At 55.1% G+C, this 9268-nt stretch carries 11 protein-coding genes and 1 riboswitch; of the genes, 6 read left to right on the forward strand and 5 right to left on the reverse strand.

Annotation, left to right across the window (positions count from 1 at the left end; translation table 11 throughout):
• The first annotated feature begins 16 nt into the window (after window positions 1-16).
• Window positions 17-244: a YccJ family protein gene (locus EKN38_RS15400; protein WP_008499832.1), complete on the forward strand. Its 228-nt coding sequence runs from the start codon at window positions 17-19 to the stop codon at window positions 242-244.
• A gap of 32 nt (window positions 245-276) precedes the next feature.
• On the opposite strand, the gene agp is transcribed toward EKN38_RS15400, so the two are convergent.
• Window positions 277-1518, reverse strand: a complete 1242-nt coding sequence (gene agp / locus EKN38_RS15405) for a bifunctional glucose-1-phosphatase/inositol phosphatase (protein ID WP_126522394.1) — start codon at window positions 1516-1518, stop codon at window positions 277-279.
• Window positions 1519-1670: 152 nt separating this feature from the next.
• Between agp and EKN38_RS15410 the strand changes: the two genes are divergently transcribed.
• Window positions 1671-2114, forward strand: a complete 444-nt coding sequence (locus EKN38_RS15410) for a winged helix-turn-helix transcriptional regulator (protein WP_013097204.1) — start codon at window positions 1671-1673, stop codon at window positions 2112-2114.
• 125 nt (window positions 2115-2239) lie between these two features.
• Window positions 2240-3034 (forward strand): SDR family NAD(P)-dependent oxidoreductase, encoded by a 795-nt coding sequence (locus tag EKN38_RS15415; protein ID WP_014831380.1) that lies wholly within the window; start codon window positions 2240-2242, stop codon window positions 3032-3034.
• Window position 3035: 1 nt separating this feature from the next.
• Here the strand turns inward: EKN38_RS15415 and EKN38_RS15420 are convergent, their stop codons facing one another.
• On the reverse strand, window positions 3036-3395 hold the full coding sequence (locus tag EKN38_RS15420) for a winged helix-turn-helix transcriptional regulator (RefSeq protein WP_014831379.1): 360 nt from the start codon (window positions 3393-3395) through the stop codon (window positions 3036-3038).
• A 100-nt stretch (window positions 3396-3495) separates the two neighbouring features.
• On the opposite strand from EKN38_RS15420, the gene EKN38_RS15425 reads away from it, so the two are divergent.
• The gene (locus EKN38_RS15425) at window positions 3496-4245 is read left to right on the forward strand and encodes an SDR family oxidoreductase (protein WP_014831378.1); all 750 of its coding nucleotides are present in this window, start codon (window positions 3496-3498) and stop codon (window positions 4243-4245) included.
• Window position 4246: 1 nt separating this feature from the next.
• Here the strand turns inward: EKN38_RS15425 and EKN38_RS15430 are convergent, their stop codons facing one another.
• Window positions 4247-4750, reverse strand: a complete 504-nt coding sequence (locus EKN38_RS15430) for a DedA family protein (RefSeq protein ID WP_014831377.1) — start codon at window positions 4748-4750, stop codon at window positions 4247-4249.
• Between the two features lie 156 nt (window positions 4751-4906).
• Window positions 4907-5076: riboswitch (M-box (ykoK) riboswitch) on the forward strand.
• A gap of 59 nt (window positions 5077-5135) precedes the next feature.
• Between EKN38_RS15430 and EKN38_RS15435 the strand changes: the two genes are divergently transcribed.
• Window positions 5136-6137: a magnesium transporter gene (locus EKN38_RS15435; protein WP_014831376.1), complete on the forward strand. Its 1002-nt coding sequence runs from the start codon at window positions 5136-5138 to the stop codon at window positions 6135-6137.
• Window positions 6138-6179: 42 nt separating this feature from the next.
• Here the strand turns inward: EKN38_RS15435 and EKN38_RS15440 are convergent, their stop codons facing one another.
• Window positions 6180-7256 (reverse strand): LacI family DNA-binding transcriptional regulator, encoded by a 1077-nt coding sequence (locus tag EKN38_RS15440; protein WP_014831375.1) that lies wholly within the window; start codon window positions 7254-7256, stop codon window positions 6180-6182.
• 269 nt (window positions 7257-7525) lie between these two features.
• Between EKN38_RS15440 and EKN38_RS15445 the strand changes: the two genes are divergently transcribed.
• Window positions 7526-8791, forward strand: a complete 1266-nt coding sequence (locus EKN38_RS15445; protein WP_043951598.1) for a maltoporin — start codon at window positions 7526-7528, stop codon at window positions 8789-8791.
• 102 nt (window positions 8792-8893) lie between these two features.
• Here the strand turns inward: EKN38_RS15445 and EKN38_RS15450 are convergent, their stop codons facing one another.
• Complete coding sequence (locus tag EKN38_RS15450; RefSeq protein WP_014831373.1) at window positions 8894-9136, reverse strand: PTS transporter subunit EIIB; 243 nt, start codon at window positions 9134-9136, stop codon at window positions 8894-8896.
• Between the last annotated feature and the right edge of the window lie 132 nt (window positions 9137-9268).

Genomic DNA, 9268 nt, shown 5'->3' on the forward strand with positions numbered 1-9268 from the left:
CAACAGGAGGACAAGCATGCCAACTCAAGAATCCAAAGCTCACCACGTGGGCGAATGGGCAAGTTTACGCAATACCTCTCCGGAGATCGCCGAAGCCATTTTTGAAGTCGCGAAATATGACGAAAAACTGGCAGAGCAGATTTGGGAAGAAGGCAATGATGAAGTGCTGGTACGCGCCTTCGAAAAAACGGACAAAGACTCGCTCTTCTGGGGTGAGCAAACCATCGAACGTAAAAACGTCTGAACGTTTCCCCCCGCCTGCGCGGGGGGATTATCTTATTTCGCCGCGTCGTTCATCACCGTATTAAATTTATCGATCGGGCAAAAACCGTTCGCATCCACCGGACACCCCTTCAGTTCCAGCGTCACGCGCTGCGCCGGAGACTGCAGCGACAGCACGCTGGCGTTACGCAGCTGCTCTGAACTCTGATACACATACTCAATTTTCATCAGCTCGCGGTTGGCGTTTTTGTCATGCCAGCGCTGGAAGACAATTTTCCCGCCGATTGGGGTGCGCTCCTGCTGGTCATGCAGCTGGTACGGCTTGAAGTCCAGCGCCGTCAGCAGCGAGGCGATGTTGGAGTCATGCCCCACCAGCAGGGTGATTTTCGGCGCTTTCGCCTGATCGGTTACCAGGGCGTTATCGATATACTTCACCAGCGGTTTGGCGACGTTTTGCGCCACCTCGGTAGAGGTAAACAGCGAGTCCTGATATCCGTTTTTCAGCTTCGACAATACGCGCCATTGCTGGTCGGTTTTGATCTCTCCCCAGGCCACCTGGTCGGCCGGGAAGCCTTCGTAATACTGCAGCGTGAACGCATCCACCAGCGAGTTGCCCACTTTCAGCGGCCCGGAGACGCCCGGTTCTTTTTCATAGTCGGCGCTGAAGGTATCTTTCACGTCAGCCAGCGAGCAGACTTTTTTCTCTTTGCACGACGGTGAATCGGCGTAGTTCGTCATCTGCTCCAGCAGCTTATAGCTTTCGCCAAGCTGCATTTTCTGCCGCTCGGACTCCATCGCCTTAAGCGCTTTTTCGCGGAATTCCGGCGAGTTATCGGTAATTACCGGATTAAAGGTTGGGTCCATGGTGCCCATTTTGTCCTGATGATGCACAGGAACATCGCACCCCGGGAACGCGCCGGTAATGAAGAACTGCGCGGTGGCGACGGTGCGCTGCAGACTGTTGGCGTAAGCATAAACACTCTCCGCCGGCGGACATTCTCCCGTCTTCACCATCCCCTGCTGCGCCAGCCACTCGCGCATGTAGTGCCCCATATAAACCTCCAGCACGTCACCTTTGGTAGTGAGCTGACCGCCCGGCACTTCCCATTCAGGCCATTGCTTTGGCGTGGATTGCTCCAGCACGCTGCCGTTATTGGCGAGCGGCGCGCGCAGGTTGTGACGGCTCATGATTAAAACTTGCTCCAGCTGATACCCTTCCGGCGTCTCTTGCGCCTGCACCCCGGAGGCTGCTGAAAAGAGACCGGCCACGGCCACCGCAAGTAGTGCTTTTCTCATCCCTAATTCCTCACTCGTTTTAAAATGTCGCGTTCAGTGTGACAGACTGGTGACAATTTTCCGGGAAGCATTTCTCAAACTGATGAATAACACGCTTACCCGGTGAGCAAATTAGTTTTATAATAAAACCACACCCTCCCGGAGATTTGCCTGTGAAACGTACCCGCCTTGAAGAGAGCACCTGCCCTGTCGCCCGTTCGCTGGATATCATCGGCGACTGGTGGTCGCTGCTGATTGTGCGTGACGCACTGCGCGGGATTAAACGCTTCGGCGAGTTCCAGAAAAGCCTCGGTATCGCGAAAAACATGCTGACCGCGCGGCTAAAACTGCTGGTCGATGAAGGCATCCTCCGCCTCCAGCCCGCCTCCGACGGCAGCGCCTGGCAGGAATACGTTCTGACCGACAAGGGACGCGCGCTCCAGACGGTGCTGGTTGCCCTGTCCCAGTGGGGCAATGAATTCCTGTTTGCCGAAAACGAATGCGGCACCGTTCTCGTTGATAGCGAACAGCGCAAACCGCTGCGTAAACTGCTGCTTATCGCCGACGATGGCCGCGAACTTACCCCGGAAGAGATCGTGGCCAAACTCCCCTCCTGATCGTTCCCGACAGCAAAAGCACAAAATGATCACCAATATGGTTGCATTATAAAACCAAATAGCAGACAGTAAATTCAGTTTCATATTGAAACCAAATAACTCACTTTGCTTTGAGGTAACACACGATGACTACGCAAATCACTACCGCCCTGATTACGGGTGCTTCTTCCGGGATTGGTGCCGTCTATGCCGATCGCCTTGCCGCGCGCGGTGCTAACCTGGTCCTGGTCGCTCGCCGCGAGGATCGCCTGAAAACCCTCGCCGCCGACCTGCGTGCGCGCTATGGTGTAGCCGTCGATATTCTGGTGGCCGACCTCACCGATGAAGCCGGGATCCGCGCGGTGGAAGACGAACTGCGCAGCAATACCGCTATTGATACGCTGGTCAACAACGCCGGTACCGCGCAGATGGCGCCGTTCCTCGCGGGCGATGTGGCGCAGCATCAGGCCATTAACACCCTGAATACCACGGCGCTGATGCGCCTGACCTATGCGATCCTGCCGCGCCTGGCGCAGAATAACCACGGTACGCTTATCAATATCGCCTCGGTGTTGTCCCTGCACGTGCGTGCCGGCAGCGCGCTGTACAGTGCCACCAAAGCCTGGGTGCTCAGCTTTACCCGTGGGTTACAGGAGGAGTTTGCCGACAGCAACCTGCGTATTCAGGCCGTGTTACCCGCCGCGACGGCAACAGAAATCTGGCAGCATTCCGGTGTGACGGTGAACGATCTGCCGGAAGGCTCGGTGATGACCACTGACGATATGGTGGATGCTTCGCTGGCGGGTCTGGATCAGAGCGAGCTAATTACCATTCCGCCAATGCATGATGCCAGCCTGTGGGATCGCTACGAAACGGCACGTCTGGAACTGTTTAACAGCGCACGCACCGGCATCCCGGCGCCGCGCTACGTAAAACAGTAGGCTAACGCTCAAGCTGGTCGCCGTACTCACTCATCCAGGCGGCCAGCGGAGAGAGCGCCCCTTGCAGGGTTAACCCCAGCCCCGTTATCTGGTACTCCACGCGCGGCGGGATTTCCGGGTAGACCGTTCGCGTCACCAGCCCGCGCTGTTCGAACAGCCTGAGTTGCTTCGTTAACTCTTTTTGCGTGATGGGAGCGGTAGCGCGCAGCAGATCGCCAAAGCGTACCGGCGCATTGAGGATAATCAGGCGATAAAGAACAGGGATCGCCCACTTACCGGAAATCAGGTTCACAAACTGCGTCATCGGGCAGACATAAACCTCAGAATTTTTTTCACAACGGATATTGAGTAATTCCGCCATAGCACACCTCTTGCCGCATTAGTATCCAATTGGTACCTGGTTTCCTTTCGATACTAACGTTTCTATAGTGCTTTCTCCAGAGACATTTCAGGAGAAGAACATGGGTCGTTTAGCAGATAAATATACGCTGATTACCGGCGGGACCAGCGGCATTGGCCTTGCCACTGCGCAGGTGTTTCTCGCCGAAGGGGCGCACGTCGCCGTCACCGGTCGTAACCCGGAAACGCTCGCCGAAGCAGCGCGCATTCTGGGCGATAAGGCCTGGGTGATCCCGACCGATGCGGGAGATATTGCTTCGCAAAAAGCGCTGGCGGAGACGCTTGCCGCCCGCTGGCCACGCCTGGACGCGGTGTTTCTCAACGCCGGCGACGTGACGCACGCGCCGCTGGAAGCATGGCAGGAAGAGGCCTGGGATCGTCTGATGGGCATCAACCTGAAGGGACCGTTCTTTTTAATTCAGGCGCTGCTGCCTCTGCTGAATAATCCGTCCTCGGTGATCCTGTGCGGCTCCGTAAGCGCGCGCATCGGCCTGCCCACCAGCAGCGTGTATGCCGCGAGCAAGGCCGCCCTGCTGTCGCTGGCACGCACACTGTCGGCAGAGCTGTTGCCGCGCGGCATTCGCGTTAACGGTCTGAGCCCCGGCCCGGTAGAAACCCCGGCCTTTACGAAAACGGGCTTAAGCGAAGAAACGCTTAACGCGATGATGGCGGAGATCATCAAGCTTGTGCCGCTGGGCAGAATGGGCTCGACGACGGAGCTGGCAAAAGCCGCGCTCTATCTGGCCTCCGACGAATCCAGCTACACGGTAGGAACGGAACTGCTGGTCGACGGCGGAATGGGAAGTTTGTAACTCAAAAGGCGCTGATGCCGGTGACAATGCCGACATACAGCGCCGCCCAGACGGCGGCTGAGGCGAGACTGACCGCGTAAACCTTCAACATGTTGAGCCTGAGCATGCCCGCTGCCAGTGGCACGATATAGCGCAGTACCGCCAGAAAACGGGCGGTGAACAGCACCAGCACGCCGTTTTTCTGCAACTGATGCTGCACCCGCAAAAATGTATCGGCATGTTTTGAGGTCATACGCGTCACCAGTCGCGTATGCCCCATCAACTGACCGATATGATAGTTCAGCAGCGAGCCGAGCGTGGCCCCCATCACCACCGCCAGCCACGTCAATGCCGGATGCAGGCTCGCCTGGCTGACGGTGATCCCGGTCAGCAACATCACCGAGGCGGGCGGCAGCACGGAGGAGATCAGCACCGTGGATTTACTCAAAGCCAGCACGAAGAGCAGCGCAAAGAGATGCGCCGGATAATGCGCAAAATGATTGAGCAGATTGTCAAACCACGCCACATTGCTCTCCTCGTGAATATTTACCCTGCCATTAAAGTCGAGCAAGTTTAAATAAAGGCTCAACGCGTCATGAATAATGACTACATAAACATTCCCTAAACATTTTTTAAATTCCAGAGCGGGAAAATAAAATAAGCGTATTATCCCGCTGGTTTACAACGATCTCGTTATGGCGAGGCTCCTGTACAAATACACGTTATCGCTCTGGCAGGTTCGAGAGAACCCGCACAGGGTAAAACAGGCACTGTCGAATCAAGGCTTTGTCAGTATAACTTCCCTTACGGGATACGGTGTACAGTGCTGAACCCAGGACGTGGGGATCTCCTCTTCGACATGCCCTGTCTTGCTCGCCCCTGAGAGATTTTTTATTCAAAGGGAATTCACTATGTCTTACGCTATTCACAACCAGAACCCGGTATTCAATGACAGCGCCATCGCGCAATATATGAATACCGATTTTATCGTCCTCGATATTTCATTATGCGTAGCGCTGGCGCGCGAGCAGTTTTTTGAAAAATTAAAAGACGATGATATTCCGTCGCATATTTTCATTGAAGATAACGGTCGCCTCGCGGGCATGATTGCGGTACGCAAATTGCTGCAAACCACCGATACCGTACAGCCGGTGAAATCGCTGATGCTGTCGCAATTTCTGCAGGTCAAACCGGAAGATGAGCGGGCCGATGTCGCCGGACTGCTGGCCCACGGCGGTGCGGATGTGGTGCCCGTGGTCACCCACGGCAAGCTGGTTGGCTGCCTCACCGAGCGCGAAATTGCTCACCTGCTGGAAGACGATGTCACCGAAGATGCCCAACGCCAGGGGGCAACGTTACCGCTGGAAAAACCCTATCTGGAGACCAGCGCTTTTAGTCTGTGGAAAAAACGCTCCGTCTGGCTGCTGCTGCTGTTTGTCGCGGAAGCCTACACCAGCTCGGTGATCCAGCACTTTGAAGAGGCGCTGGAATCCGCCATCGCGCTGGCGTTCTTTATCCCGCTGCTGATTGGTACCGGCGGCAACAGCGGAACGCAGATCACCTCCACGCTGGTGCGTGCAATGGCGCTGGGGGAAGTCCACCTTCGCGACGTCGGGCGCGTGCTGCGCAAAGAGATGACCACCTCGCTGATGATTGCCGTCACGCTCGGTATTGCCGGGTGCATCCGCGCATGGATGATGGGGATTGGGCTGGAAATTACCCTTATCGTCAGCCTGACGCTGGTGTGCATTACGCTGTGGAGCGCCATAGTCTCGTCCGTTATTCCCATGGTACTCAAGCGCTGCGGCATTGACCCGGCCGTCGTCTCCGCGCCGTTTATCGCGACGCTTATCGACGGTACCGGGCTGATTATCTACTTCAAAATCGCCCAGTATACGCTGGGGCTGGAGTAATCTTGCGAGCACCTCTTTCCTCTGATTGAGGTGCTCACTTCGCTATACATCACCCAGTTGATGCGCAATCTCGCGCAGCTGCTGGGCCAGCGCCTGGAGGTTTTTTCCCTTCTCCCCTTTCGGCCCGGTGGACTGACGCACCACCAGACGGGCAGGTAAAATCGAGGACATGCGCAGGGCACTCTCTTCACCGCTGTCCAGAATACGGCGCACCGCCTCTTTACCCTGCAGATCTAAATCCAGCGATACCGTTGTCAGCGCCGGGTAGAAGAACGAGCTTTCGTAGGTGTCATCGTAGCCAATCACCGACTTCTCGCCCGGAATGGAAATCTGCTGCTGGTGGAAGGCGCTCAGTACGCCCAGCGCCATCTGGTCGTTGGCCACCAGCACAGCGGAAAACTGCGGCGTTTCGCGCAGCATCTGCAGCGCACCGGCATACCCGCTCTGCGCATCCCAGTTGCCGCGGATGACCGATGCTGGCTCCAGGCCGTAGCCCTTCAGGGTCTCGATCCAGCTTTTCAGCCTCAACTGTGCCGACACAGAGGACTCCGGCCCCGCCAGCAGGGCGATGTCGCGATGGCCCAGCTCGTAAAGGTATTTAACGCTGGCGCGGGTGCCGTCCGCCGGGTTAAACGAAACGTTAAACACGGAACTGTACGGGTCCACGTCGAGGAACAGGCAGACAATATCATCGTTGTCGGTGGCGATTTTCTGCGCCGCTTCAGCCTCCAGCGGCACGTTGATGATCACTTTGTTCACCAGCTGGGATTTCAGCTCGTTGATGGAATCCTGGATGCTGTGGTTGACGTTCTCATCAATCATTGAGATCAGTACCTGGTAGCCTTCCACATTGGCATAGCGTTTCACCGCCGCCGCCACCTGAGAAGGCGCGTGCAGCGCCAGTGAAATGGTGACCAGCCCAACGGTCTGGCTCTGCTTGCCCACCAGCTGCTGAGCCAGTCGGTTGGGTACATACCGTAATAACTCTATGGATTTCTCAACCTTGTGGCGCGTGGCCTCGGATACATTGGCAGATTTATTCAGTACCCTGGACACGGTCTGATAGGAGACGCCCGCATGGCGTGCCACGTCCTCTAACGTTGCGCTTTTCGACTTCATGGTCCGGTTCCTTATGTTGTTATGCGCTGATTGTAACAGGGGTGCTGAAAAAAAACGCTTACCACCCTCTCGCTGCGGGCATAACGCCATCAAAAAGTATGACGCTCACAATGCCATAATTTGTGTTCAATCTCATTACTCGTAACAAAATTGTCTATTTTATTTGCAGTTAATCACACATTTAGGATCGTGCAATTGCCAGTTAACGGGTTTAGGCATTTTATGACAGCGGATTTGTGAACGTATTACAAAACAATAAGAGGGTTACAATGAACACGACGATCCGCTCTGTATCTGTTGCGTTGGCTGCCGCGTTAGCGTCTCCATCGCTGTTTGCAGCGTCTTCAGTACCGATTGATTTTCATGGCTATCTTCGCTCCGGCGTGGGCGTCTCACGGGATGGTGGGATGGAGGAGTGGCAAAAAAACAAAATTGGCCGTCTGGGTAACGAGGCCGATACCTATGGCGAGCTGGAACTGGGCTCTGAGGTCTACAAAAAGAACGACGTCAGTTTCTATCTCGACAGCATGGTAAGCATGGTCTCAGATGGCTCCAACGACAATGAAACCACCTTAGATGACGATGCCCAGTTCGGCCTGCGCCAGCTTAACCTGCAGATCAAGGGGCTGATCCCCGGGGATCCCAATGCGGTGATTTGGGGCGGTAAGCGCTACTACCAGCGCCATGACCTGCACATCATTGATACCAAATACTGGAACATCTCGGGATCCGGTGCAGGTATTGAGAACTACACGCTTGGCCCGGGCGCAGTCTCCGTTGCGTGGATCCGCGGCGATGCCAACGACGTGGACTACCGCGTGGATGGCGACAGCGACGTTAACATCAACTACATCGACCTTCGCTATGCGGGCTGGAAGCCCTGGGCAGGCGCGTGGACGGAAGTGGGTATTGATTACGCCATGCCAAACCCGACCAACAAGCAGAAAGAGTACGGCGGGCTGTACGAGGCCGATAACGGCGTGATGGTCACCGGTGAGATCAGCCAGGATATGTTTGGCGGCTATAACAAGCTGGTGCTGCAGTACGCCAATAAAGGTCTGGCACAGAACATGGTGTCACAGGGGGGTGGCTGGTACGACATGTGGAACTATGTGAACGATGCCAGCGGCTACCGCGTGATTAACACCGGCTTAATTCCCATTACCGACAAGTTCTCCTTTAACCACGTCCTGACCTGGGGCTCGGCAGACGACACCACGCAGTATACCGATAAATCGCGCCTGATTTCACTGGTGGGCCGCGCGCAGTATCAGTTCACCGAGTACGTGCGTCTGATTGGTGAAGTAGGCGGGTTCTACCAGAAAGATACCTATACTGACGGTTCTAACTACAAGCAGAGCGGTGAGAAGTACACGATCGCCTTAGGTCTGGCGGACGGACCTGATTTTATGTCACGTCCCGAGCTACGCGTGTTTGCCTCTTACCTGAATGATTCCGAACATGGGAAATCCTTCGAAGACGGTACCGCCAGTAATACCTGGAACTTCGGCGTGCAGGTTGAAGCCTGGTGGTAATGTTTATTTCTAAAATGCGTTAATCGTTATTGTATCTCCAACACCTGGTAGTTTATTCGCCTGTTTCGGGATAGCCATTATTTTGGCTATCCCTTTTTTTATTTACTGATTAAAATGTTCATCTAATAACTGACGTAAGGCATCAGACTGCCTGCCAAATATGGCATGCACCTGCTGGCCAATAATAATTACGCCCAGCGCCCCTTCATTCTGTAACGCCTCTGAGTCAACTTTATTTAAATCTTTTACCGTCACGCGCAGGCGGGTAATACAGGCTTCAACGTGCTCGATATTATCGTCGCCGCCAAATGCGGGAATTAAACGCTGGGTAATTTGACTGTTCATAATACGCCTCATTATATGCAGATAAAAAAATGCCTGCTCGTAGAGCAGGCGTTCTGTGCCTTTTTTGCCCGGACGGTGCGGGGTGAGGGGAACATATGGCTGTAGAGGTCATTCCGTTCACTTTATGTTCCT

This window comes from Enterobacter sp. WCHEn045836 (assembly GCF_003965585.1).
Taxonomy (GTDB): domain Bacteria; phylum Pseudomonadota; class Gammaproteobacteria; order Enterobacterales; family Enterobacteriaceae; genus Enterobacter; species Enterobacter dissolvens.

Excerpts from the sequence above, each read along its gene's own strand:
- EKN38_RS15400 (WP_008499832.1), top strand. The coding sequence starts at position 17 with ATGCCAACTCAAGAATCCAAAGCTCACCACGTGGGCGAATGGGCAAGT.
- agp (WP_126522394.1), bottom strand. The coding sequence starts at position 1,518 with ATGAGAAAAGCACTACTTGCGGTGGCCGTGGCCGGTCTCTTTTCAGCA.
- EKN38_RS15415 (WP_014831380.1), top strand. The coding sequence starts at position 2,240 with ATGACTACGCAAATCACTACCGCCCTGATTACGGGTGCTTCTTCCGGG.
- EKN38_RS15420 (WP_014831379.1), bottom strand. The coding sequence starts at position 3,395 with ATGGCGGAATTACTCAATATCCGTTGTGAAAAAAATTCTGAGGTTTAT.
- EKN38_RS15425 (WP_014831378.1), top strand. The coding sequence starts at position 3,496 with ATGGGTCGTTTAGCAGATAAATATACGCTGATTACCGGCGGGACCAGC.
- EKN38_RS15435 (WP_014831376.1), top strand. The coding sequence starts at position 5,136 with ATGTCTTACGCTATTCACAACCAGAACCCGGTATTCAATGACAGCGCC.
- EKN38_RS15440 (WP_014831375.1), bottom strand. The coding sequence starts at position 7,256 with ATGAAGTCGAAAAGCGCAACGTTAGAGGACGTGGCACGCCATGCGGGC.
- EKN38_RS15445 (WP_043951598.1), top strand. The coding sequence starts at position 7,526 with ATGAACACGACGATCCGCTCTGTATCTGTTGCGTTGGCTGCCGCGTTA.
- EKN38_RS15450 (WP_014831373.1), bottom strand. The coding sequence starts at position 9,136 with ATGAACAGTCAAATTACCCAGCGTTTAATTCCCGCATTTGGCGGCGAC.